The organism is Citrobacter sp. RHBSTW-00570, from assembly GCF_013739755.1.
Lineage (GTDB): Bacteria > Pseudomonadota > Gammaproteobacteria > Enterobacterales > Enterobacteriaceae > Citrobacter > Citrobacter braakii.
On sequence record NZ_CP056399.1, the window covers coordinates 4,831,103 to 4,853,660 of the forward strand.

At 53.7% G+C, this 22,558-nt stretch carries 17 protein-coding genes; 7 read left to right on the forward strand and 10 right to left on the reverse strand.

Annotated elements, in window-relative coordinates; all coding sequences use genetic code 11:
- Positions 1–84: 84 nt before the first annotated feature.
- On the forward strand, positions 85–1,818 hold the full coding sequence (locus HV237_RS22910; RefSeq protein WP_181541638.1) for a phosphoethanolamine transferase CptA: 1,734 nt from the start codon (positions 85–87) through the stop codon (positions 1,816–1,818).
- A gap of 86 nt (positions 1,819–1,904) precedes the next feature.
- Positions 1,905–2,765, forward strand: coding sequence for an AraC family transcriptional regulator (locus HV237_RS22915; protein WP_047357754.1), 861 nt, complete (start codon positions 1,905–1,907; stop codon positions 2,763–2,765).
- Here the strand turns inward: HV237_RS22915 and HV237_RS22920 are convergent.
- The 5 genes from HV237_RS22920 to HV237_RS22940 all read right to left on the reverse strand — a co-directional run bounded on the left by HV237_RS22920 (position 2,752) and on the right by HV237_RS22940 (position 7,769).
- Positions 2,752–3,108 (reverse strand): PTS fructose-like transporter subunit IIB, encoded by a 357-nt coding sequence (locus tag HV237_RS22920; RefSeq protein ID WP_016155282.1) that lies wholly within the window; start codon positions 3,106–3,108, stop codon positions 2,752–2,754. The two genes, HV237_RS22915 and HV237_RS22920, sit on opposite strands and share 14 nt — an antisense overlap.
- 1 nt (position 3,109) lies before the next feature.
- On the reverse strand, positions 3,110–3,988 hold the full coding sequence (locus HV237_RS22925; protein WP_047357755.1) for a [formate-C-acetyltransferase]-activating enzyme: 879 nt from the start codon (positions 3,986–3,988) through the stop codon (positions 3,110–3,112).
- Positions 3,954–6,251, reverse strand: coding sequence for a formate C-acetyltransferase (locus HV237_RS22930; RefSeq protein ID WP_047357756.1), 2,298 nt, complete (start codon positions 6,249–6,251; stop codon positions 3,954–3,956). Before HV237_RS22930 ends, HV237_RS22925 begins: the two co-directional genes overlap by 35 nt.
- A gap of 103 nt (positions 6,252–6,354) precedes the next feature.
- Positions 6,355–6,675 carry a PTS fructose-like transporter subunit IIB gene (locus HV237_RS22935; RefSeq protein WP_016155279.1) on the reverse strand — a complete coding sequence of 107 codons (321 nt, stop codon included), beginning with the start codon at positions 6,673–6,675 and terminating at the stop codon, positions 6,355–6,357.
- 14 nt (positions 6,676–6,689) lie between these two features.
- On the reverse strand, positions 6,690–7,769 hold the full coding sequence (locus HV237_RS22940; RefSeq protein WP_003825153.1) for a PTS fructose transporter subunit EIIC: 1,080 nt from the start codon (positions 7,767–7,769) through the stop codon (positions 6,690–6,692).
- A 307-nt stretch (positions 7,770–8,076) separates the two neighbouring features.
- Between HV237_RS22940 and ptsP the strand changes: the two genes are divergently transcribed.
- Genes ptsP through HV237_RS22955 form a run of 3 tightly spaced genes read left to right on the forward strand, consistent with a single transcriptional unit; the run spans position 8,077 to position 12,372 of the window.
- A complete protein-coding gene (ptsP, locus tag HV237_RS22945) occupies positions 8,077–10,578 on the forward strand; it encodes a phosphoenolpyruvate--protein phosphotransferase (RefSeq protein ID WP_047357801.1) in 2,502 nt (833 codons plus the stop codon).
- Between the two features lie 15 nt (positions 10,579–10,593).
- Positions 10,594–11,256 carry a fructose-6-phosphate aldolase gene (fsa, locus tag HV237_RS22950; RefSeq protein ID WP_047357757.1) on the forward strand — a complete coding sequence of 221 codons (663 nt, stop codon included), beginning with the start codon at positions 10,594–10,596 and terminating at the stop codon, positions 11,254–11,256.
- A 12-nt stretch (positions 11,257–11,268) separates the two neighbouring features.
- Positions 11,269–12,372 (forward strand): glycerol dehydrogenase, encoded by a 1,104-nt coding sequence (locus tag HV237_RS22955; RefSeq protein ID WP_047357758.1) that lies wholly within the window; start codon positions 11,269–11,271, stop codon positions 12,370–12,372.
- 106 nt (positions 12,373–12,478) lie between these two features.
- On the opposite strand, the gene katG is transcribed toward HV237_RS22955, so the two are convergent.
- From katG to HV237_RS22970, 3 genes are all read right to left on the reverse strand, one after another.
- The gene (gene katG, locus HV237_RS22960) at positions 12,479–14,659 is read right to left on the reverse strand and encodes a catalase/peroxidase HPI (RefSeq protein ID WP_016155274.1); all 2,181 of its coding nucleotides are present in this window, start codon (positions 14,657–14,659) and stop codon (positions 12,479–12,481) included.
- A 168-nt stretch (positions 14,660–14,827) separates the two neighbouring features.
- Complete coding sequence (metF, locus tag HV237_RS22965) at positions 14,828–15,715, reverse strand: methylenetetrahydrofolate reductase (RefSeq protein WP_016155273.1); 888 nt, start codon at positions 15,713–15,715, stop codon at positions 14,828–14,830.
- 157 nt (positions 15,716–15,872) lie between these two features.
- Positions 15,873–16,781 carry a LysR family transcriptional regulator gene (locus HV237_RS22970; RefSeq protein ID WP_047357759.1) on the reverse strand — a complete coding sequence of 303 codons (909 nt, stop codon included), beginning with the start codon at positions 16,779–16,781 and terminating at the stop codon, positions 15,873–15,875.
- Positions 16,782–16,869: 88 nt separating this feature from the next.
- Here HV237_RS22970 and HV237_RS22975 point away from each other — a divergent pair, with 88 nt between their 5' ends.
- On the forward strand, positions 16,870–17,247 hold the full coding sequence (locus HV237_RS22975) for a carboxymuconolactone decarboxylase family protein (RefSeq protein ID WP_016157923.1): 378 nt from the start codon (positions 16,870–16,872) through the stop codon (positions 17,245–17,247).
- 37 nt (positions 17,248–17,284) lie between these two features.
- Here the strand turns inward: HV237_RS22975 and HV237_RS22980 are convergent, their stop codons facing one another.
- The gene (locus HV237_RS22980) at positions 17,285–18,841 is read right to left on the reverse strand and encodes a bifunctional UDP-sugar hydrolase/5'-nucleotidase (protein ID WP_019077905.1); all 1,557 of its coding nucleotides are present in this window, start codon (positions 18,839–18,841) and stop codon (positions 17,285–17,287) included.
- A gap of 133 nt (positions 18,842–18,974) precedes the next feature.
- Here HV237_RS22980 and HV237_RS22985 point away from each other — a divergent pair, with 133 nt between their 5' ends.
- Positions 18,975–20,150 carry a hypothetical protein gene (locus HV237_RS22985; RefSeq protein WP_047357760.1) on the forward strand — a complete coding sequence of 392 codons (1,176 nt, stop codon included), beginning with the start codon at positions 18,975–18,977 and terminating at the stop codon, positions 20,148–20,150.
- Here HV237_RS22985 and metL read toward each other — a convergent pair.
- Positions 20,125–22,557 (reverse strand): bifunctional aspartate kinase/homoserine dehydrogenase II, encoded by a 2,433-nt coding sequence (gene metL, locus HV237_RS22990; RefSeq protein ID WP_016155268.1) that lies wholly within the window; start codon positions 22,555–22,557, stop codon positions 20,125–20,127. The genes HV237_RS22985 and metL overlap by 26 nt on opposite strands.
- Between the last annotated feature and the right edge of the window lies 1 nt (position 22,558).

A 22,558-nucleotide genomic window follows, 5' to 3' on the forward strand; every position in this document is an offset into this window, starting at 1 on the left:
CACGATCCTAAGATCTTGATGCTTAAGTTCCTCTTAATATTAAGTCGCTACTCTTGGCGCTACGATTAAAGACAGGCTCACATTATGCAATCCTTACAACTCCAGTCTAAACCTAAATTTAGCTGGAAAGCCCTGGGTTGGGCGCTCCTCTATTTTTGGTTTTTTTCCTCATTACTGCAGGGCGTTATCTATTTTAGCGGCTACAGCGGTTCTACAGGTTTACGCGACTCCTTACTATTCAGTTCGCTGTGGTTAATCCCGGTATTTTTATTTCCAAACCGTATCCGTAATATTGCTGCCGTCATTGGCGTGGTGCTATGGGCAGCCTCGCTGGCTGCTCTGAGCTATTACGTCATCTACGGACAAGAGTTCTCGCAAAGCGTTCTGTACGTGATGTTTGAAACCAATGCGAACGAAGCCAGCGAATATCTCAGCCAGTATTTCAGCCTAAAAATTGTTCTTATCGCCCTGACCTATACGGCTATCGCTATTCTGCTGTGGACGCGTCTGCGCCCTGTTCATATTCCATCGCCCTGGCGCTATCTGGTGTCGTTTGCGTTGTTGTACGGTTTGATTCTGCATCCGATAGCCGTTAACACTTTCATCAAACACAAGCCGTTTGAAAAAACGTTGGATGGTCTCGCCTCACGTATGGAGCCCGCCGCACCGTGGCAATTCATCTCCGGGTATTATCAGTACCGTCAGCAGTTGACCTCACTCAATAGCCTGCTGAATGAGAACAATGCCCTGCCGCCACTGGCTAACTTCAAAGATAACTCCGGCGATGCCCCACGTACGCTGGTGCTGGTCATTGGCGAGTCAACGCAGCGTGGTCGCATGAGCCTGTATGGTTATCCGCGCGAAACGACGCCAGAACTGGATGCCTTGCATAAATCCGATCCTAACTTCACCGTATTCAATAATGTCGTGACGTCACGTCCGTACACCATTGAAATCCTGCAGCAGGCGCTGACCTTCGCCAACGAGAAGAATCCGGACCTGTACCTGACTCAACCGTCTCTGATGAATATGATGAAACAGGCAGGTTATAAAACCTTCTGGATCACCAATCAGCAGACGATGACGGCTCGCAACACCATGCTGACCGTGTTCTCTAAGCAGACGGATAAGCAGTTCTATATGAATCAGCAGCGTACGCAAAGTGCGCGCGAATATGACAGCAATGTGCTGGCGCCATTTAAAGAAGTACTGGCCGACCCGGCACCGAAAAAGTTCATCATCGTGCACCTGCTGGGTACGCATATTAAGTACAAATTCCGCTATCCGGATGGTCAGGGTAAATTCGATAACAATGTCGACAACGTTCCCCCCGGCCTGGATGATGATCAGCTGGAAGCATACAACGATTACGACAGCGCGAATGTCTACAATGACCATATCATTGCCACTCTGATCAAAGACTATAAAGCGACCGATCCGAACGGCTTCCTGCTCTACTTCTCCGATCACGGGGAGGAGGTATACGATACGCCACCGCATAAAACGCAGGGTCGTAATGAAGACAACCCGACGCGCCATATGTATACGGTACCGTTCCTGCTGTGGACCTCTGAAAAATGGCAGGCTGCACACCCGCGTGACTTCTCACAGGATGTGAATCGTAAATACAGCAGTTCAGAGCTTATCCACACCTGGTCTGATTTAGCGGGATTCACCTACGACGGTTTCGATCCGACCCGATCCATTACCAGCCCGCAGTTCAAAGAGACGACCCGCTGGATTGGCAATCCGTACAAAAAGAATGCCCTGATTGATTACGATAGCCTGCCGTACGGCGATCAAATCGGTAATCAGTAATACTCGTATCGGCCACTCTTAAAGAGTGGCCTTTTTTTATGATGGCGGTTACTGTTTCCCCTGTCTGCTGCCTGCAAGGGATTAACATGTATCACGACGTCAGCCATCTTCTCTCCCGCCTGATTAACGGCCCCACGCCGCTGCGCCAGGTTTATTTTGCCAGCGCCAGTAGCTCAACGCCGGAGCTGGCGTATCAGGTCGATTTTCCCCGGCTGGAAATTGTGCTGGAAGGTGAGTTCATCGATAACGGAGTTACTGGCGCATCCGCGACGTTACTGCCTTGCGATGTGCTATTCGTTCCGGCTGGCAGCTGGAACTTTCCGCAGTGGCTCACACCGGTCACCACGCTCAGCATTCTGTTCGGCAAACAGCAACTTGGTTTCAGCATCGTCCAGTGGGACGGCAAGCAATATCATAATCTTACCCGCCAGCACGTCGCGCGGCGTGGGCCACGAATTGGCTCTTTCCTGCTGCAAACGCTCAATGAAATGCAGATGCAACCGCAGGAGCAACAAACCGCCAGGCTAATCGTTGCGAGCTTACTGAGCCACTGCCGCGATCTGCTGGGCAGCCAGATCCAGACCGCATCACGTAGTCAGGCGCTTTTCGAAGCCATTCGCGACTATATTGATGAACGCTACGCTTCGCCGCTCACCCGAGAATCCGTCGCGCAGGCGTTTTACATCTCACCTAATTACCTCTCCCACCTGTTTCAAAAAACGGGCTCTATCGGGTTTAACGAATACCTGAATCACACGCGACTGGAACACGCGAAAACGCTGCTGAAGGGTTATGAGCTGAAGATCAAAGAAGTGGCGCACACCTGTGGGTTTGTTGACAGCAACTATTTCTGCCGCCTGTTTCGCAAAAATACCGAACGTTCGCCGTCAGAATATCGTCGGCAATACCACAGCCAGCTGACGGAGATAAAAGCTAATCCAAAGTAAGATGTGTGTGCTGTGGTGCAGAAAGCAGCTTTCGCACGGCACTCATCACCCGCTGCGGCTCACGCAGAAATGCGCTAATGCCCGACTGGACGTATCGGCTCTGCGTAAATCGCTCTGCTCCTGCCAGTTCAATATCGGTAATGAGCAACACCGCATCAGCGCGGTTAATATCTTCTTCCGTCAGGCGATTTTCGGTACCCAACGCGCCCTGAGTTTCAATCTTGATGCTCCATTTCTCCTGCTGGCAGAGTTTCTCCAGCCGTTCAGCGGCCATATAAGTATGGGCCACGCCGCTTACGCACGCGGTGACAGCAACCAGATATCGTACAGGTGCGATGGCCATACTATCCTCCTACTGTTACCTGAAATCCGGCGCATTCTGCCATCTTACGTATAAAATCTATCTCTTGCGCCGACGGGACGGGCACTTCTTTCATCGACCAGGGTAATCCGAGCAGGTTGTATTTCGGTTCGCCATATTGATGAAACGGTAGCAGGTGTACCTGCTTTATGCCTAATGATGACAACAGCGTCAACGCCTGCTGCGTGTTCTCTACATTCATCGTAAAGCCCGGAATCAGCGGCAGGCGAGGAATGACATTAACCCCTTCAGCGACCATTAGTCGTAAATTCGCCAGCACGCGCGGCAGGTTCATATTAATGGTCTCACGCGCCAAATGGACATCCATAATTTTGAGGTCAAACAGCACCTCATCGCACTCTCTTGCCAGCGATAACAAACGACTGGCTGGCGCATCGCCAGCCGTTTCAATCGCGCAGCGAACATCCCAGCGCCGCAGACGTTGCAGGAATCGTACGGCAAAGGGCGCTTGCATCAGCACTTCACCACCGGAAAGCGTCACTCCCCCGCCAGAGGTGCGAAAGAAAATATCATCTTTCATCACTTCACGTTCCAGCTCATCCAGTGAGATATCACGACCAATACGTTCAAACGCACCGGAGGGACACTCATCAGCATCACGTAGACAGGGTGTACAGTGCAGGCATTTACTCTCCCGCCGTACTGTTTCAATACGTGGGGAGAGAGATTCAGGGTTGGCGCACCACGGGCAGGTATGCGGACAACCTTTAAAAAAGACTACCGTACGAATACCCTGTCCATCATTCAGTGAGTAACGCTGAATATTGAATATACGCGCGACGTCCTCGCCACATGGGTCAATAACCTCACAGCTGATGCGCGGTGCGGCGAATGATGTCATCCTGGATCTCCTTCGACAGCTCGACAAAGAAGGCGCTGTAACCCGCCACGCGCACCACCAGCCCGGCGAAATCTTGTGGGCGCAGCTGCGCTTCTCGCAATGTGTCGGCATTCACCACGTTAAACTGGATGTGCTGGAGCTTGAGCTGGGTAAATGCCCGCAGAAAATCCGCCAGCTTGCGTAAACCAGCCTCACCTTCCAGTGTGGATGGCGTAAACTTCACGTTCAGCAAAGTCCCATTGGAAAGCAACGTGTTATCCAGCTTGCTGACCGATTTCAATACCGCCGTCGGCCCTTGCATATCCTGCCCCAGCATCGGCGACAGCCCTCCGTCCGCCAACTGTTCCCCGGCGAAGCGACCATCTGGTGTCGCTCCGACGACCGAACCCAGCGGCACGTGCGCAGAGACAGTATATGAACCCGGCGTAAATTGCCCGCCGCGTGGATTCTGGTATTTCTCTACCTCTTTGCAGTAATGACGCAGCAGCTCGGCGCTGATGTTATCTACATCATCAATATCGTTGCCGTATTTTTCGAAGCGGTTAATCAGCCTGGCGCGAATTTTCTCGCCTTCCGGGGTAGCAAAGTTGTCTTTTAGCACCGACAAAAGTTCGTCAAAAGTTAAGCGCTGTTGTTCAAATACCAGTCCATTGAGCGCATGCAGCGAATCGCTCAGGTTCGCAATGCCGATCCCCTGTACGCCTGAGAAGTTATAACGCGCGCCGCCGTCGGTAATATCACACCCTTTATCCAGGCAATCGCTAATAAACGAGGAGAGCAGCGGCACCGGCGCCCAGTCGCGATGACCGATATCGCAGATATTACTGCCTTCGACCATCAACGTAATGTAGTGGCTGATTTTGGCACGAATATGCTTCAACAGGTCTTCGTACGTCAGCGCGCGATTGCCTTCGTTCTCATGCAGGCAGATTTCCATTACTTTCAGCAGATTAAACATGGCGATGTCGTGCAAACCGTATGTTCTGCCTGGAATAGACAGCTCGACACAGCCGACTACCGCGTAATCTCGCGCATCTTCCAGCGAGACGCCACGGTTAAGAAATGCGGGCACCACCACTTCATCATTAAAGATTTGCGGGATGCCGGTCCCGAGGCGAATGGTCTGTGCCGTTTTCATCAGGAACGGCGTATCGATCAACGCGTTCGTGCGCACACCGAGATTTGGTTGCGGCAGTTGTACGCTCTGATAAGCATCAAGACAGAGAAACGACAGTACGTTTACCGCACTACGACCATTCTCCGTTAATCCCCCAAGCAGTGCGGTGTAACCCGTTGGGAAGCCAGCGAAATAGCGCGCGCTGCTGGTGGATCGCAGCAGTACAATGTCATTGCATTTCACCCATAGCGATTCGAGGATTTCTTTTAAGAATGCAGGATCTTCCCCCTGCGTCAGCGAGGTCTGATAAAACGGCAGCATATACTGGTCGAAGCGTCCGAGTGAGAGCGAACTGGCGTTGGACTCATATTGCAAAATAATGTTCATGTACCAGAACAGCTGACATGCTTGCCAGAAGGTTTGCGGCTTATGCTGGGCGTTATGCCGGGAGTTTTCCGCAATCGTCAGCAATTCCTGACGTCGCTGCGCATCCGGGCAGTTTTCCGCCATTTGTTCTGCCAGCAGGGCGTAACGCAGAATGTGGCTTTGCGAAGCCTCAAGCAGCAGCAGCGCAGCCTGATAAAAGTGGTTATCCGGCTGCTGCAGACAATGCGCCCGCATCTGCGCTACCAGTTCGCCAAGCCCGAGATTCAACAGGCGTGGGTAATCAATAATGATATGCCCCTGACCTTTATCCGTCTGGTTAACGCTAAAAATCTGCGTACGGACAGCGGCTTTTACCTCATCGGTCATCTGACCGTTGATGAAATCTTTCATCGACCGCTTTTCCCAGTACGGATACAGCACATCGCGATAAAGATGTTTATCCTCTTCGCTGATGTCAAAACGGTCCTGCGGACGGGTTGGAAACTGCTCCAGCTCGTTGAGCAGCCAGTAAGGATCCATTTCCGGTGACATTATGCCCGCCCGCGGTTTAACGGTACGGTTCCCGGCTATCAGTTCCTCATCACGAATCGATATTTCAACGTGCTCAAGAATATATGCGGTGGCTTTCGCCCGCCGCAGAATAACCGGCTCTCCCTCCGTCTGCTGGTGGCTGGCGGTATATAGCAGCGCACGCTCAAGCGAAATTTCGCGGTTATTCTGAAACAGAGCGTTTTTTAAACGTTGGATACGGTTAGTCATGAGGAACTCCTGTAGAAAAACTGATGCCAGATGGCGCTGTGCTTATCTGGCCTACGTATCAGTAGGCCGGATAAGTCGAAACCACCCTCCGGCAAACAAACCGTTATGCGGTTTGCGCAAGGTGTGCGCCAATCTTGTTCATGATGGCGTCGGCACGTTTCACTGCATCGCTGATGTTGACACGAACGATAGTTTTGCCCGCAAAACGCTCTTCAAACTTAATACCAATGTCTTTGGTCAGAATCACCATGTCGGCTTCTGCCACATCCGCCGCGGTCAGTTCGTTTTCCAGACCGATCGACCCCTGAGTCTCAACCTTTACTTCCCACCCCTTGGCTTTAGCGGCGCTTTCCAGCGCTTCGGCGGCCATATAGGTGTGGGCAACGCCAGAAGGACATGCAGTTACTGCGATAATCTTGGTCATGACTCATTCCTCGCTTAATTCATTTCAAAATCTAAATCCAGGTCGTCTTCTTTCTGGTCGACCTGAGACACTTTTTTCCGCGCCAGACTTTTCAGTACGTTAACGCACACAGCGGTCACTACAGCCCCCACGGCAACCGCCGCGATATAACCCAATTTTCCTTCAACGACCGGCAGAACAATCAACCCGCCCCAGCCGGCATAACACTGCGCACCAAACAGCGCGGCGGTTACCGTGCCGCAGGCGGAACCCACCATAATGGATGGGATAACGCGCAGCGGATCGGCGGCAGCAAAAGGAATTGCGCCTTCCGTTACGCCAACGCAGCCCATCACCAGCGCGGCTTTACCGGCTTCACGTTCTTCAGAAGAGAAATTCTTACGACCAATCAGCGTCGCCAAACCTAAGCCCAGCGGCGGCACGCAGATCCCTACCGCGGCGATTGCCACCACGGTATAAACACCCTGCGCCACGCAAATCAGCATGAAGGCGTAGGCAACTTTGTTAATCGGCCCACCCATATCGAAGGCCAACATCAGTCCCATAATTACCGCCAGCAGCACGATGCTGCCCTGCTGCATACCCTGCAGCCACTCGGTCAGGCTAGTGGTTAACGCGCCAACGGGTTCTCCCAGGCCCCACATCATGATGCCTGCGGTGATAAAGGTGCCGACAATAGGAATAACGAAGATAGGCATTACCGATCGCAACACCTTATGTACGGGGATCTTCTTCAGATAATGGACGACGATACCGCCAATAATCCCGGCAATTAGCGCGCCGAAAAAACCTGCGCCGAAGCTGTTTCCCACCCATGCGCCAATCGCACAAGGGGCGAGGGCAGAACGTTCAGCAATGGAATAACCAATGTAAGCGGCAAGGAATGGCACCATCAACGTCAGCCCTGCGACGCCAATATCAAACAGTTTCTTGAGATTAGGATCGGTCGCTGCATCCGGTACCGCGCCCTTGCCATACAACATGACGGAGACCGCCAGCAAAATTCCACCCGCGACTACGAAGGGGATCATATGCGAAACACCCGTCATCAGATGCTGACGGGTATTTTTCAGGATTTGTACCAACTCTTTCATAAGTCGCTCCCAGGCTGCTAAAGCCCATATCCATAAACTTGTTGCGGAAAACAATAGGCAATCCGACGCGGCGCAAACAGTGGATAAAAAGGCCATTTGCTGGACTTTTGTAATGTCAGCGCAAAAATGCGATCCGCCTCATAACTTGTAGTTTCTCGGAATTTATAGAGGACATGCTGACTTGTGAGGGATATCTCACTTTGATGGTTACATTACATTTATCCAGTTTTTGGCAGATTTGTCAGATGGCAGGCTCAGGCGTTGCCCTTTTATCCTGTAGCGAGAAATCGTTATGGGAGATGAGGCTATGGCCCTGATTGTGGAATTTACCTGTGAGCTGCCCAATGGCGTACATGCGCGCCCGGCAAGTCACATAGAAACGCAGTGCAACACCTTTACTTCGCACATTGAGTGGCACAACCTGCGTACCGAACGTAGGGGTAACGCCAAGAGCGCATTGGCGCTGATTGGCACCGATACTCTGGCAGGTGATAGCTGCCAGTTGCTGATTTCCGGTGCTGATGAACAGGCAGCCCACCAGCATTTAACCCAATGGTTACGTAATGAATTTCCACACTGCGATGCACCGCTAGCGGAAGCCAAAAGCAACGAGCTGGAGCCACTTCCTGCATCCCTCACCAATCTAAACCCACAGCTTTTTCGCGCTCGCACCGTCTGCAGCGGCAGTGCGGGAGGCATTCTGAGTCTGCTCTCTTCGCTGGATCTCAACGCCCTTAACAATCTCCCATCCGCTAAAGATATTGAAACCGAGCAGGCGGCACTGGATAACGGCTTAACGCTGCTGATGAAGAATATTGCGTTTCGGTTACTCGACAGCGACGGCGCAACCAGTGCGATTCTGGAAGCACACCGCTCGCTGGCAAGCGACCTCTCACTGCGTCAGCACCTGCTCGCTGGAGTATCTCGCGGGTTAAGCTGCGCCCAGGCGATTGTCGAAAGTGCCGGACATTTTTGTGATGAATTCGCCAGCTCCAGCAGCAGTTATTTACAGGAACGTGCGCTGGATGTGCGCGATGTCTGCTTCCAGCTTCTGCAGCAAATTTATGGAGAGCAGCGTTTCCCTGCGCCGGGAAAACTAACCCAGCCTACGGTCTGTATGGCGGACGAGCTCACACCGAGCCAGTTCCTCGAACTGGACAAAACATTGCTGAAAGGCTTGCTGTTAAAAAGCGGCGGTACCACTTCACACACGGTGATTCTCGCCCGGTCATTCAACATTCCTACGCTGGTTGGCGTGGATATTGAATCCTTGATGCCATGGCTGCAGCAAACGGTTTATATCGATGGTAACGCAGGAGCGGTCATTGTTGCCCCTGATGAATCCGTCGTACGTTACTACCAGCAGGAAGCCCGTATCCAGGATGCCATTCGAGAACAACAACGTATCTGGCTGACCCAAGAGGCGCGCACGGGGGATGGCATCCGCATGGAGGTCGCCGCCAACATCGCCCATTCCGTGGAAGCGCAAGCAGCCTTTGGCAACGGTGCGGAAGCGGTTGGCCTGTTTCGCACGGAAATGCTGTATATGGACCGTACCTGCGCCCCGGATGAGAACGAGCTATACAACATTTTCTGCCAGGCGCTGGAGCCCGCGCAGGGACGCAGCATCATTGTGCGCACCATGGATATCGGCGGTGATAAACCCGTTGATTACCTGAATATTCCTGCCGAAGCCAACCCGTTCCTCGGTTATCGCGCGGTGCGTATCTATGAAGAATACGCCGCTTTGTTTTCCACACAACTGCGATCGATCCTGCGCGCATCAGCGCACGGTAGCCTGAAAATCATGATCCCAATGATCTCCTCTATGGAAGAGATCCTGTGGGTCAAAGAGAAGCTGGCCGAAGCTAAACAGCAACTGCGTACTGAACACATCCCGTTTGATGAGAAGATCCCGCTCGGTATCATGCTGGAGGTTCCGTCGGTGATGTTCATCATCGATCAATGCTGCGAAGAAATTGATTTCTTTAGTATTGGCAGTAATGACCTGACGCAATACCTGCTGGCGGTCGACCGCGACAACGCCAAAGTTACCCGCCATTACAACAGCCTGAATCCAGCCTTCTTGCGTGCACTGGATTACGCCGTACAGGCGGTACATCGTCAGGGGAAATGGATTGGCCTGTGCGGCGAACTTGGCGCTAAAGGTTCAGTGCTACCGCTGCTTGTGGGACTGGGTCTGGACGAGATCAGCATGAGCGCTCCCTCCATTCCCGCCGCCAAAGCGCGGATGGCGCAACTTGACAGCCGCGCCTGCCGTCAGTTGCTGAATCAAGCAATGGCGTGTCGAACGTCGCTGGAGGTCGAACATCTGCTGGCTCAGTTCCGCATGACTCAACAGGATACCCCTCTGGTTACCGCCGAGTGCATCACGCTGGATAGCGACTGGCGTAGTAAAGAGGAGGTCATCAAAGGGATGACCGACAACCTCCTGCTGGCAGGTCGTTGCCGCTATCCGCGTAAACTGGAAGCCGATCTGTGGGCGCGCGAAGCGGTCTTCTCTACCGGATTAGGTTTTAGCTTCGCCATTCCACACAGCAAATCAGAACATATTGAGCAGTCCACTATCAGCGTAGCGCGCCTGCAAGCGCCGGTACGTTGGGGTGATGATGATGCGCAGTTCATTATTATGCTGACGCTCAACAAACACGCCGCGGGCGACCAGCATATGCGTATTTTCTCGCGTCTGGCACGGCGCATTATGCATGAAGAATTCCGTAACGCGCTGGTTAACGCCGCCTCTGCCGACGCTATCGCCAGCCTGCTGCAACATGAACTTGAACTTTAAAGAGGGTGTTTTTGTATGGAACTTTACCTTGATACCGCCAACGTCGCGGAAGTCGAACGTCTGGCACGCATCTTCCCAATCGCGGGTGTCACCACCAACCCAAGCATTGTGGCAGCAAACAAAGAATCCATCTGGGATGTGCTGCCGCGCCTGCAAAACGCCATTGGCGAAGAGGGCATTCTGTTTGCCCAAACCATGAGCCGCGACGCACAAGGCATGGTGGAGGAAGCCAAACGTCTGAGCAACGCGGTCCCCGGTCTGGTGGTAAAAATCCCGGTGACATCCGAAGGTCTGGCCGCGATCAAGATGCTGAAAAAAGAGGGTATCACCACGCTGGGAACCGCCGTGTACAGTGCCTCTCAGGGGCTGCTGGCAGCGCTAGCGGGGGCGAAATATATCGCGCCTTACATTAACCGTATTGACGCGCAGGGCGGCGACGGAATTCGCACGGTACAAGAACTGCAAACGTTACTGGAACTGCATGCGCCCAAAAGCATGGTACTGGCAGCCAGCTTTAAAACCCCTCGTCAGGCGCTGGATTGCTTACTGGCAGGATGCGAAGCAATCACCCTGCCATTAGACGTAGCGCAACAAATGCTCAATACCCCTGCGGTAGAGTCAGCAATAGAGAAGTTTGAACATGACTGGAACAATACATTTGGTCACATCAACCTGTGAGGGAAATAAAGTATGGATCGCATTATTCAATCACCTGGTAAGTACATCCAGGGTGCCGATGTTATTACCCGTCTTGGCAACTACCTCAAACCACTGGCAGAGCACTGGCTGGTCGTTGGGGACAAGTTTGTCTTAGGCTTTGCCCAGGGCGCACTGGAAAAAAGCTTCCAGGATGCCGGACTGGCGCTGGAGATTGCACCGTTTGGCGGCGAGTGTTCACAAAACGAAATCGACCGTCTGCGCGGCGTGGCAGAAAAAGCGCAATGTGGCGCAGTACTTGGTATTGGCGGCGGTAAAACGCTGGATACTGCCAAAGCGCTAGCGCACTTTATGGGCGTGCCTGTCGCCATTGCGCCAACCATCGCCTCTACCGATGCACCGTGCAGCGCGCTGTCCGTTATTTACACCGATGCCGGTGAATTCGATCGCTATTTGCTGCTGCCCAATAACCCGGACAGGGTGATTGTTGATACCAAAATTGTCGCGGGCGCACCGGCGCGTCTGTTAGCCGCGGGCATCGGCGATGCGTTGGCGACCTGGTTCGAAGCGCGCGCCTGTTCACGCAGCGGCGCAACCACCATGGCGGGCGGTCAGTGCACTCAGGCGGCGCTGGCGCTGGCTGAGCTGTGCTTTAATACGCTGATAGAAGAAGGTGAAAAAGCGATGCTGGCTGCCGAGCAGCACGTGGTAACGCCTGCGCTGGAGCGCGTTATTGAAGCCAACACCTATCTGAGCGGCGTCGGTTTTGAAAGCGGCGGTCTGGCGGCGGCGCACGCCATCCATAACGGCCTGACGGCAATCCCGGATGCGCATCACTATTACCACGGCGAGAAAGTGGCTTTCGGCACGCTGACGCAACTGGTACTGGAAAACGCGCCGGTCGATGAAATTGAAACCGTTGCGGCGCTGTGTCATTCCGTTGGCCTGCCGATTACCCTGGCGCAACTGGACATCAAACAGGATATTCCGGCGAAAATGCGCATTGTGGCTGAAGCTGCCTGTGCCGAAGGCGAAACCATCCACAACATGCCTGGCGGCGCAACGCCGGACCAGGTGTATGCCGCCCTGCTGGTGGCTGACCAGTACGGTCAACGTTACCTGCAAGAGTGGGAATAACCGACCAATAAAAATCCCCGCAATTGCGGGGATTTTTTTGTTCATACTATGCCGGACCCGCGCAAGCGACATCCGGCATCCGGCATCCGGCATCCGGCATGGTCTATTACAGCAGATCGAAACGATCCAGGTTCATCACTTTCACCCATGCGGCAACGAAATCTCTCACGAACTTCTCGTGAGCATCGCTGCAGGCATAAACTTCAGCCACTGCGCGCAGTACAGAGTTAGAACCAAACACCAGATCGGCGCGAGTTGCGGTGTATTTTACTTCGCCGCTCGAACGGTCACGACCTTCAAACAGCTCTTGTGACTCATCAACCGCCTTCCACTCATGACGCATATCCAGCAGATTGACGAAGAAGTCAGTGCTGAGTACGCCAGGGCGATCGGTAAAGACGCCGTGCTGGCTGCCATCAAAGTTGGTGCCCAGTACGCGCATACCGCCCACCAGCACGGTCATTTCCGGTGCGGTTAGCGTCAACTGCTGCGCTTTGTCGATCAGCAACGACTCGGTGGTCGACACGTCAGGACGAGCGCGGTAGTTACGGAAACCATCGGCAATCGGCTCAAGCAGTTCAAACATCTCAATATCCGTTTGATCCTGACGCGCATCCACACGACCCGGCGCAAAAGGTACCTTGATGCTGACACCCGCAGCGCTAGCCGCCTGCTCGATACCGACAACACCGGCCAGCACGATAATATCGGCCAACGAGGCAGTATGGGCAGACTTATAAATACCTTCCAGCACAGGCAGAACGCGTGCCGCAGTGGCATTCACATCCCAGCCACGTTGTGGGTCCAGCGCCAGACGCGCACCGTTAGCGCCGCCACGTTTATCCCCGCCACGGAAAGTCGATGCCGAAGCCCACGCTACCGATACCAGTTCGCCCACGGACAGTCCGGAAGCAGCGATGGTCGCCTTCAGCTTCAGGATATCTTCTTCGCTTGGGTTGAAGAACGCATGCGGCAGCGGGTCTTGCCAGATCAGATCTTCTTTTGGCACTTCCGGGCCAATGTAACGCGATTTTGGCCCCATATCGCGGTGCGTCAGTTTAAACCACGCACGGGCAAACGCTTCGTTGAATGCTTGCGGATCGTTCAGGAAACGGCGAGAGATCTTCTCGAACTCAGGATCGAAACGCAGCGTCAGGTCGGTAACCAGCATCGTCGGCTTGCGTTTTTTCGACGGATCAAACGGATCGGGAATAATTTCTGGCGCGTCAACCGCTTCAAACTGAATCGCGCCTGCCGGACTGCGAGTCTGCACCCACTCATATTTGAACAGGTTCTCGAAGAAATAGTTGCTCCATTGGGTAGGCGTCTGCGTCCACACCACTTCCAGACCGGAAGTAATTGCATCCGCGCCCGCGCCACTACCGTAGCTGCTGGCCCAACCCAGGCCCTGCGCTTCAATCGGTGCGGATTCTGGATCGGCGCCAACGTGCGATGCCGCTGCTGCGCCGTGGGTTTTGCCCAACGTATGACCGCCGCCAATCAGCGCCACGGTTTCTTCGTCGTTCATCCCCATGTTACCGAAGGTCGCGCGAATAGCCGCTGCCGCAGAAAGCGGTTCGCCGCTATGGTCCGGCCCTTCCGGGTTCACATAAATAAGGCCCATTTCGGTGGCGCCCAGCGGCGCTTTTGCCAGCTCTTCCGGGTGACGGTGAGTCAGCCAGGCTTTTTCATCACCCCAGTTTACGTCGAGATCCGGTTCCCAGACATCTTCACGACCGGCGCCAAAGCCAAAGGTACGGAAACCTGAGTTTTCCAGCGCCACGTTACCCGCGAGGATAAACAGGTCGGCCCAGGAAATTTTCTGACCATATTTCTGCTTGATTGGCCACAGCAGACGACGCGCTTTATCAAGGCTGACGTTGTCCGGCCAGGAGTTCAGTGGTGCAAAACGCTGCTGTCCGCGACCCGCTCCACCGCGTCCATCGATAGAGCGATAGGTTCCCGCGCCGTGCCATGCCATGCGGATAAACAATCCGGCATAGGTTCCCCAGTCAGCGGGCCACCACGGTTGAGATTCGGACAGAAGGGCTCTGAGATCCCCTTTCAGGGCAGAATAGTCGAGTTTGCTAAACTCTTTGCGGTAGTCGAAGTCCTCACCCAGCGGGTTCGAACGGTTGGAATGTTGGTTTAAAAGATCAACGCGGAGTTGATTTGGCCACCAGTCGCGGTTGTTCGTTCCTGCTCCCGCGCTCTGATCGTGACCGCCTTGATGAAAAGGACACTTACCGGCAGTTGATGCGTTTTGGCTATCGTCGGACATGCTCATCTATATGCTCCCTTTACAGTGTTCTGACTACGATATACACCACCAGAGATAAGATATAGTCGAAATAACCCACAGATTCGATAGCTAATTCCTTTTATATTTTAAGTTACAGAGATGTAGATCAAAATGATCAACAAAAAGCCCTCCGTAGAGGGCTGGGGCATCTGTTTAGTTAGGTCTTACACCCAGTGTGTGACAAATAGCGTAGCTCATCTCGGCACGGTTGAGGGTATAGAAGTGAAAATCTTTCACCCCTTCGCGACTGAGAATTTTTACCATATCCATGGCGATATTCGCGCCTACCAGCTTGCGGGTTTCCGCGTCATCATCAAGACCATCAAACATGGTCGACATCCACGCAGGAATGCGGACGTTGGTCATGTCAGCAAATTTTTTCGCCTGCTTAAAGTTAGATACCGGCAGGATGCCCGGAATAATTTCCACATCGATTCCCGCAGACACACAGCGATCGCGAAAGCGCAGATAGCTTTCTACATCGAAGAAAAACTGGGTGATCGCGCGGTTTGCACCGGCATCAACCTTACGCTTCAGGTTCAGCAAATCCGCCTGAGCGCTTTTCGCTTCCGGGTGCACTTCCGGGTAAGCCGCAACGGAGATATCGAAGTCTGCAACGTCTTTCAGCAGAGTCACCAGGTCGGAAGCATACATATCCGGTTTACCGCTTCCCGGCGGCAGATCACCGCGCAGGGCAACAATATGACGAATACCGTTATGCCAGTAGTCCTGAGCAATGGTACGCAGCTCATCGCGGGTCGCATCAATGCATGTCAGGTGCGGGACCGCTTCAAGACCAGTGCGATCCTTAATGCCTTTAATAATGCTGTGCGTACGGTCGCGCTCACCAGAGTTTGCACCGTAAGTGACTGATACAAACTTCGGCTTCAGGCTGCTCAGGCGATCGATGGAGTTCCACAGGGTTTGCTCCATTTCACTGGTGCGCGGCGGGAAAAACTCAAACGAAACGTTAATCTGACCCTGCACTTCTGCCAGGCTCTGATTCAGGGCTTCCCGCTGGTTGGCGTGAAAAAAGCTCATACCTTACCTCATCAATCTTTTGTCGTTATATGTTGTGTTGTGAACTGCTATACGTTTAGACGTCTAGATGTAAAAATGACGGAAAAGCATGCTGGCGTCAACACAAAAATCATCGTTAAAGGTGAGGAATACTCAGCCAACGTGAAAAAAATTCACATCAGCTTGAAATGGTGAGGGATTGCGTCACGACCGTCTGTAGCCACTCTACTTTTGTTACGTTCTCAGGCAGCGTCGCTAACCCCATGCTAAGAAACAATTCTGTATCAGTAAGCGGAAGGAAGATCACGCCCTGACGCTGGATAGCGGAAAAGGAGGCCGGAACCAGGCTCAGACCGTCACCCTGAGCGATCCGTGCCAGCAACACGTCATGTTCCATCGGCTCCTCAATAAGGGCAGGAGAGTAACCGGCACGACGAAAAATGTGTCGAGTGTAATCAAAAAAAGCAGGGTTACGTTCACGTTTGAACCAGAACAGCGGTCGGTGGTTCAGCGACGTTAACGAGAGCGCAGGCAGAGCCGCCTCTGGCCAGAGCGCGGGTAAGGCGGCGATCATCGATTCTTGCCAGCCGAGCGGCGTGACGCTAAGACCCAAATTCTCAAGCGGTAGCGCCACCAGCGCTGCATCCAGTTTTCCTCGACGCACCTGACGCGCCAGTTCAGGCGAACCATGACGGACAATATGTAGCTTCTGTACACGCGTAGCAAGCTGCGACTCAAGCGCCGCAAAAACGCCCTGCTCAAACGCTGTACTTAGCCCTAAGCGCAGAGATTGCTCTCCCGTTTTCGCTATCTGACTCAACGCCGCCCAGGTTTTATCCTGTAGCGCCAATAGCGGGCGCACGATTTCAAGTACGCGTTGGCCGTCCTCCGTCAGCGTAAGTCCACGGGTATGACGGACAAAAAGCGTCACCGCCAGGCGCTCTTCAAGCTGGCGAATGTGGCGACTCAGCGGCGGCTGCGACATAAATAAACGCAGCGCCGCTCGACTCATGTTGTTCTCTTCCGCCACCACGGAAAAATAGCGTAGGAGGCGGATATCCAGAGAATGCAAAGGCGAAGTTGTCATACCGAAAAGGTATCACGGAAACGGTATTACCCCAATCATTCCGCACGCTCTATCCTCATGCCATACACTAACTCACGAGGTGATTATCATGGATTCAGAACGCTATTTAACCGGTCAGAGAATGCTGCAACAGGTTGATGGAAAAGGCGGAGATGCGGTAGTCGAAAGTCTGCAGGATATTGCGCCAGACTTCGCCCAATACCTGATTGAATTTCCTTTTGGCGACATCTATTCAAGGCCGGGGCTGGATTTACGCAGTAGAGAAATTGCCACCGTCGCCGCGCTCACCGCCATGGGTAACGCCGCACCGCAGCTTAAGGTACACATCGCCGCCGCGCTGCACGTTGGCTTAACGCAGGAAGAGATTATTGAAGTGATGATGCAGATGGCTGTTTATGCGGGATTCCCGGCAGCACTCAACGGCCTGTTCGCTGCAAAAGAGGTGTTTGCCTCCCACAGAGGTTAAAACAAAGGCCAGCGGAATATCTGCTGGCCTGACCTCACTACGGTTTCACATCTTCCACACGCATGCCTTTGAGTTGTTCATCCGTCAGCGTATTTCCCGCTTTGAAATAATCCACGACCGCATTAGAGACATAGTAACCGCCGGATGTGTTACGCGCTTTACCTTCAGTAAATGTCGTGAAACCATCACCGCCGTCAGCCAGGAAGCTATTGGTGGCAATGTGATAAACCGTGGCATCCTCAATGGGTTTGCCGTTTAACGTCAATACGCTAACCCGCAGACCAACCGGTTTACTGCTGTCATACTTCATCTCCAGTCCTTTGGACACCTGCAATACACCGTTGCTTAAACCCGCGCCGTGCTCCATCAGGCTACGTAACTGCTTCCCGGTGAGATCCATGGTTGCCAGCTCATTCGGGAACGGGAAGGTGCTAATGACTGCGCCCATGGTGATGACTCCAGCAGGGATTTCATTCCGGATGCCGCCCGAGTTAGTGAGCGCTAACTGGGTATCTTTACCCGCCGCAACCAGCAACGCATCTGCCGCCAGATTTCCCAGCGAAGAAGATTCACCGTAAGCACGCGTCAGCTCAACCGGCGCGTTGGCAACCGTCTGCTGCACCACTTTATCGAGCTTTTTATTCCAGCCATCAATGACCTGTTTCGTCTGCGGGTCTGGCTGCCACTCATCAGCAAAAATGGTTTTCAGCTCGAAGTTCTTCACGGTAAATTGATGCGGTTTTTGCTGGTAATCCAGCACCAGTTTACCCACATCAATGCCGCCGCTGTCGGTAGACAGAATCAGGGTGTTACCTACTTTAATCGGCTCCGGCGTGCCCACATGCGCATGACCGGTGATCAGGATGTCCAACCCCTGCACCTGGCCTGCGGTCTGGATGTCTTTATCCAGCGCACGGCGTACATCGGTGCCCCCCAGACTGGACTGACGCGCTGGCGTGCCTTCATGGATCAGCGCCACGGTGAGATCGACTTTGCCTTTCAGCTCATCGATATAGCGTTGCAACCACTTCACTTCATCCCGCGCCTCGATCCCGACACGTGTCGCAGCGGAAACCGTATCATCAAAAGCAAACACGCCGTGCAGGCCAATCACGCCTATCTTTACGCCATCTTTTTCAATAATGGTGTAAGGCTTATCCCAGAACATTTTGCTGCTGTTTTGGTAAAAGATGTTGCCCTGCACGATCGGAAACTTTGCCTGGCTCAGCTGCAGCAGCGTATTGTCCCAACCGTGATCGAATTCATGATTACCCATGGTGACAGCGTCAAAATTCATGGTGTTCATGATATCGATAATCGCCTTCCCCTTGGTCAGGCTGCTGATATATGGCCCGGTGAAATAGTCGCCAGCATCCAAAAACCAGGTGGCGCTATTTTTCGCTTTCTCCTGCTTCACCATCGCCGAGATATTGGCCCAACCGCCAATATCTCGTGTGCCATTGGCAATCCATGGCACTTTATAAGGTTCGACATGGGCATGGAGATCGTTGGTATAAATAATCGTGACATCTTTGGCACTCGCCCAGAGCGGTAAAGATACCAGAACACCGACAGCAAGCATTTTTAGCTTCATAACCAATCCCTTTCAGTCATATAAAGATTCGCTACGTTACGTTCTGAAAGGTTTTTTTATGTGAGAAAACTCACATCCATCGGTGATAGTTGCAGGCCAAAATCAACGACCATTAAAAATCGTTGGTAACAGGATGACGTCACTGTTCACTATCAATTGCTGCAAATCCTTTGGCTGCAAAAATCTGGGGCTGGCGAGTTCAGCTGATTACAGCTGGCCAGAATATCGGCTGGGTTATGCCGCACTGCATTGTCGGGCATGCGGCAGCCTTCCACCGCTGTTTGATGAGGAACAGTTCCGTTGCTGGTTGTCGGCATATTTAGCGGATTTTGCCGCTAATCGTGGTCAGTTTTGCCCATGTTGCTACCAACGAGAAATCATCCGCTATGGGCATAATCCCCAGGGCAGCCAGCGCGTCCAGTGCCGAAACTGCAAAAAAGTGTGGACACCAAAGCAGGCGCCTCCCACCGGCATCGTTTTGCCAGAACAAATAGCGACGATTCCCTTGCTCGTCCCTTTTCAGGGCGTTAGTGCAGGCCAGCAACTCTATGTATTACTCTCTTTTGACGCTATTCGCGGCAATGTTCTGCATATTTCCAGCAACTTCACGCCGCACACTGCCGGCATATCATTGCTTTACCGCTGGCGTGGCACTGCTGAGCCAACAGTCATTCACGACGATATCATTGAGCGAGTGAGTCAGCGGGAAACCCAGTTTTTACGCCGCAGCCAGTTTGATGAAATCCAGTACGGCAGCGCCATACTCAAACAGAACGCCAGCGGCGCGATTTTACGCCCGGTCATTACTGCCCATGGGCATTTCCGCCTGCTGAGCCATCTGTGGCCAGAGGTAAAAACCCATATTATTGCCCACGAATGCTTCCTGCGCGGCGCAGCGATTACCGCATGGGCGGAACAGTTTCGCCATCATCGCGCCTCGCTGTGGTTTATTGATGAAGAAATGAATAGCGATCAGCGCACGCTGCCCTGGCAATTGCTGGGTAAAACGTATCAGGGATGGTGGCGAAATCAGTGGCAAATCTGGCAACGAGGCGATATGCGTAAAATGGTGTGTTTGTTAACGCAGGGGCGGGTTGAAGAAAGCGCGTCAATAACCCTGGCGGCAAGCCATCGTTTTCTCGCCTGGTTGCGGCAACAGACAGAATTTCAGCAAAGTACCCGTTACTCTGCCCATTCGGTGTTTCAGGCGATAAGGTCGCTGGCAGATAAATACAACGCCCTCATTGAGGGCGATGTTTACACATGTTATCCGGCAACAAAAACTACAGCAGTTGCGCCAGGCGGTTGATGTCTGACTGAATCGCCCCGGCGGTCACATCGCGGCCCGCCCCCGGTCCGCGAATGACCAGCGGGTTATCACGATACCAACGGCTTTCAATGGCGAAGACGTTATCGCACGGCAGTAGTGCCGCCAGCGGGTGCTCAGGGCGTACCGCTTCAACGCCAACGCGTGCCTTACCGTTAGCGTCAAAACGCGCCACATAGCGTAGCACCAGTCCCATTTCACGTGCCGCTTCCAGGCGTTGCACCATCTGCTCGTTCAGCTCATCGCCATTTTCAAAGAAATGGTCAATAGAACCTGCTTCACAGTGCGCAGGCACCAGAGATTCTACGCGTACCTGGTCCGGTTCGATGTCGTAACCCGCTTCACGCGCCAGAATCACCAGCTTGCGCATCACATCTTTGCCGGAAAGATCCACGCGCGGATCAGGTTCAGTCAGACCCTGCTGCCACGCCTGATCCACCAGATCGGTGAACGGGACCGTGCCATCAAATTGCAGGAACAACCACGACAACGTGCCGGAGAAGATCCCGCTGATCGACAGAATAGTATCTCCGCTATCAATCAGATCGCGCACGGTATGGTTGATCGGCAAACCTGCGCCGACGGTGGCGTTATACAGCCAGTGGCGACCGGTTTTTTCAAAGGCGTCATGAATCTGGCGGTAATTATTACTGCTGCTCGCCCCCGCCAGCTTGTTGGCGCTGATAACATGGAAGCCATGACTGGCGAAATCCAGATACTGCTCCGCCAACTGCTCGCTGGCAGTGACGTCCAGCACCACTAAATCATCATACGGGTGAGCGCGCATCCACAGGAACAATGACTCTTCATCCTGTTCTACCGCCTCGTCATCGAAGAAGGCCAATGCGCGGCTGGCATCCAGCCCTTCGTAATTCAGCAGGCTACGGCGGCTATCAACCACTCCTGCCAGCACGAACTCTAATCCGGTACGCGCCGAGAGCGTGCTCTGCTCGCGGGCAAACAACTCCAGCCAGCGCGACCCAATGTTACCTTTGCCGAACAGCACCAAACCAATGCGTTTTTCCGCGCGGAAGATTGACTGGTGCAGACCCTGAATCAGACTCTCCGTTGGCCCGGTACGCAATACGGCGACCAGGCTGATGCCCTCTTCCGACTGCCAGGTGAATTCGACCGGCTGACCTTTCAGCTGTTGCCAAAAGCGATGGCAGTGCAGCGGGTTACGGGTGACGCCCGCCCCAACCATCGCCACCAGCGCCAGCCCCTGGCGCAGACGCAGCTCGCCCGGCAGGCCAGCTTCATCCAGAATTTTCAGTGCGCCATCAGCGACTTCGGAGGTATAGCAAAATTGCAGCAACTGGCGGTCAGGATGCACACCCACTGCCAGCGGACGCACCTGGGTGCGTTTTAAAATCTGATCAATCTCTTTATAGGCCAGTTTAAAGTCCTGGCCAGTGGGAACCTGAAACTCAATCAGGCAAACGTCGTCATGGCTGGTCACAATACGTGCCCCGGTACCGGAAGCCAGCACGCGTTCAATACGCGTCGATCCCTGCTCCGGCGTATAGCTACAACGCAACTGGAGATCGATATCGCTGCCGGAAACCGGCTGGAGGGTGCGGGCATGGAGAACCGGAGCCGCCAGACGCGCCAGTTCGCTGGCTTCATCCAGACGCAGCAGCGGCAGCAGACAGGCATCTTTTACTTTACGCGGATCCGCGCTGTAAACCCCGGCCACATCGCTCCAGATGGTTACGCGGGAAACCCCCGCCAACGCGCCAACCTGCGTCGCCGAGTAGTCGGAGCCGTTACGCCCCAGCAGTACCGTCTCACCGGCGTTGCTGCGGCTAATGAAACCGGTAACGACCAGGCGTTTGCCCGGATGCTGCGCCAGCAGTTGTTGCAGCAATGGGTAAGAAAGACCTTCATCCACCTGCGGCTGAGCGCCGCGCTCGGCACGTAAAAAATCGCGCGCATCCAGCCAGGCTGACTCCAGCCCCTGTTGGTTAAGGACGGCAGACATCAAACGCGCCGACCACACCTCGCCATGCCCGACGACTTCAGCATAGACGGCATCATTCACGCCGCTGTCGAGTAATCCGGCCAGGCGCTCCAGATCGTGAATAAACGCGCCGATCAGCCCATCCGCCACCTCAGGAGGTAACAAACCGCTGATAAGCTCACTCTGATAGCGACGTAACGCCTGTTGAACCTGATGCGCAGACAGACGATCGGTCTGGCTTAATTTTAGCCAGCTAATCAACTGGTTAGTGGTACTGCCTGCGGCTGAAACAACCATCATGTCATCAGGCTGCGAGTACTCCGCCATAATGCCTGCGACACGCAGATAACATTTCACATCAGCCAGACTACTACCACCAAATTTGTGCAGTTGACGACCCTTCGTCCCTGCCTGCGCAATCACACTCATG

Coding starts and splice junctions, on each gene's coding strand:
- HV237_RS22935 (WP_016155279.1), bottom strand. CDS start 6,675: ATGACCAAGATTATCGCAGTAACTGCATGTCCTTCTGGCGTTGCCCAC.
- HV237_RS22980 (WP_019077905.1), bottom strand. CDS start 18,841: ATGAAGCTAAAAATGCTTGCTGTCGGTGTTCTGGTATCTTTACCGCTC.
- HV237_RS22915 (WP_047357754.1), top strand. CDS start 1,905: ATGTATCACGACGTCAGCCATCTTCTCTCCCGCCTGATTAACGGCCCC.
- HV237_RS22970 (WP_047357759.1), bottom strand. CDS start 16,781: ATGACAACTTCGCCTTTGCATTCTCTGGATATCCGCCTCCTACGCTAT.
- HV237_RS22975 (WP_016157923.1), top strand. CDS start 16,870: ATGGATTCAGAACGCTATTTAACCGGTCAGAGAATGCTGCAACAGGTT.
- ptsP (WP_047357801.1), top strand. CDS start 8,077: ATGGCCCTGATTGTGGAATTTACCTGTGAGCTGCCCAATGGCGTACAT.
- metF (WP_016155273.1), bottom strand. CDS start 15,715: ATGAGCTTTTTTCACGCCAACCAGCGGGAAGCCCTGAATCAGAGCCTG.
- HV237_RS22940 (WP_003825153.1), bottom strand. CDS start 7,769: ATGAAAGAGTTGGTACAAATCCTGAAAAATACCCGTCAGCATCTGATG.
- fsa (WP_047357757.1), top strand. CDS start 10,594: ATGGAACTTTACCTTGATACCGCCAACGTCGCGGAAGTCGAACGTCTG.
- HV237_RS22925 (WP_047357755.1), bottom strand. CDS start 3,988: ATGACATCATTCGCCGCACCGCGCATCAGCTGTGAGGTTATTGACCCA.
- katG (WP_016155274.1), bottom strand. CDS start 14,659: ATGAGCATGTCCGACGATAGCCAAAACGCATCAACTGCCGGTAAGTGT.
- HV237_RS22955 (WP_047357758.1), top strand. CDS start 11,269: ATGGATCGCATTATTCAATCACCTGGTAAGTACATCCAGGGTGCCGAT.
- HV237_RS22930 (WP_047357756.1), bottom strand. CDS start 6,251: ATGACTAACCGTATCCAACGTTTAAAAAACGCTCTGTTTCAGAATAAC.
- HV237_RS22985 (WP_047357760.1), top strand. CDS start 18,975: ATGACGTCACTGTTCACTATCAATTGCTGCAAATCCTTTGGCTGCAAA.
- HV237_RS22920 (WP_016155282.1), bottom strand. CDS start 3,108: ATGGCCATCGCACCTGTACGATATCTGGTTGCTGTCACCGCGTGCGTA.
- HV237_RS22910 (WP_181541638.1), top strand. CDS start 85: ATGCAATCCTTACAACTCCAGTCTAAACCTAAATTTAGCTGGAAAGCC.
- metL (WP_016155268.1), bottom strand. CDS start 22,557: ATGAGTGTGATTGCGCAGGCAGGGACGAAGGGTCGTCAACTGCACAAA.